This window comes from Sphingomonas faeni, from assembly GCF_024273235.1.
Taxonomy (GTDB): domain Bacteria; phylum Pseudomonadota; class Alphaproteobacteria; order Sphingomonadales; family Sphingomonadaceae; genus Sphingomonas; species Sphingomonas faeni_A.
Window position 1 is genome coordinate 1 of record NZ_JANBVH010000092.1, and the last position, 1,298, is coordinate 1,298.

The 1,298-nt window shown below is 65.2% G+C and carries 1 protein-coding gene; it reads right to left on the minus strand.

Features of this window, described 5'->3' with window-relative positions:
* Nucleotides 1-20: 20 nt before the first annotated feature.
* Complete coding sequence (locus tag NLI89_RS21620) at nucleotides 21-1,202, minus strand: IS256 family transposase (RefSeq protein ID WP_254688788.1); 1,182 nt, start codon at nucleotides 1,200-1,202, stop codon at nucleotides 21-23.
* Nucleotides 1,203-1,298: the final 96 nt, after the last annotated feature.

Sequence of the window (1,298 nt, forward strand, 5' to 3'; positions counted from 1 at the left end):
GAAATTGCCGCGGGGCATGATCACCCATTCCGGCATTCCCATTTGATATAGGCCTTATTATCGGAGGCCCATGTTTCGTCGATCTCGACGAGAACGGCGGAGACGAGGCGCAGGAGCGCCTGGTCGTTGGGGAAGACCCGGACCTTGACGGTTCGGCGCTTGAGCTCTTGCTGGACGGCGCGCTCGATGAGGTTCGAGGTGCGCAGGCGTCGGCGATGATGCTCGGGCAGCGTGAATACAGCCAGGCCTTCGGGAACGGCGTTTTCCAGCCATGTCGCGAGACCAGGGGCCGTGTCACGGTATCCTGCAACGAGCTCGTCGAGCGCGACCTGGGCCTTGGCGAGCGTCGGTGCATTCCAGATGCTGCGCAGTTCGGCACCGATACGCTCGCGGATGGCGATGTTGGGGGCATGGTGGACGGCGTTTGCGGCCAGATGGAACTGGCAGCGCTGCCAGGTAGCGGCACCGAGCACGGCGCGGCGGGCGGCACGCAGACCGGCATGATCGTCGGAGACGATGAACTCCACACCGCGCATGCCGCGTGCGACCAGGTCGTCGAGGAAGCCACGCCAGTGGACCTCGGCCTCCGACAGGGCGACGCTGACGCCGAGCACCCGTCGCCGTTCGTCGGGGCCGATACCGATTGCCGAGAGGACGGCTGCGTCGCGCACGATGCCTCCTGCGCGCATCTTCTCGTAGCGGGCGTCGAGGATCAGGTAGCGGATCTCACCGAGCGGGCGATTGCGCCATGCCTCCAGCTCCTCATCGAGCAGGGCTGCGGCGCGGCTGACCTGGGATGAAGACAGGTTCTCGATGCCGAATTCGCGCAGCACCGCCTCGGCCTGCCGGGTCGATACGCCCTTCACGTACATCTCGGCGACTGCCAGCATCACCGCGCGTACCGAGCGACAGCCGCGCTCCAGCGACTGCGGAAAAAACGGCTCGGCGCCGTGGCCGGCAGTCTTGGGCACCGCCACGTTCACCGTGCCAGCCGGCGTGTCGATCCGCTTGGACTTGTAGCCATTGGCATAGCCCCGCCGGTCGGTCGTGCGCTCGTAGTGCCCTGCGCTCAGGAAGCGCTCGCGTTCGATCCGCATCGCCATCTCGAAGGTCCGCGCGAACACCGCGGCAATTCCCTCGGGGCCATGTTCAATCAGCTGTTCCAGTACTGCCTCAATCGCCGTATCATGCTTGCTGTCCATTCGTTCTCTCCACGGGTGTGTTGTAACTCCATGGAATGCCGAAGATGGGCAGTTGGTGCCGGGGCATGCCCCGGCACCAACTTACCGATCACGACC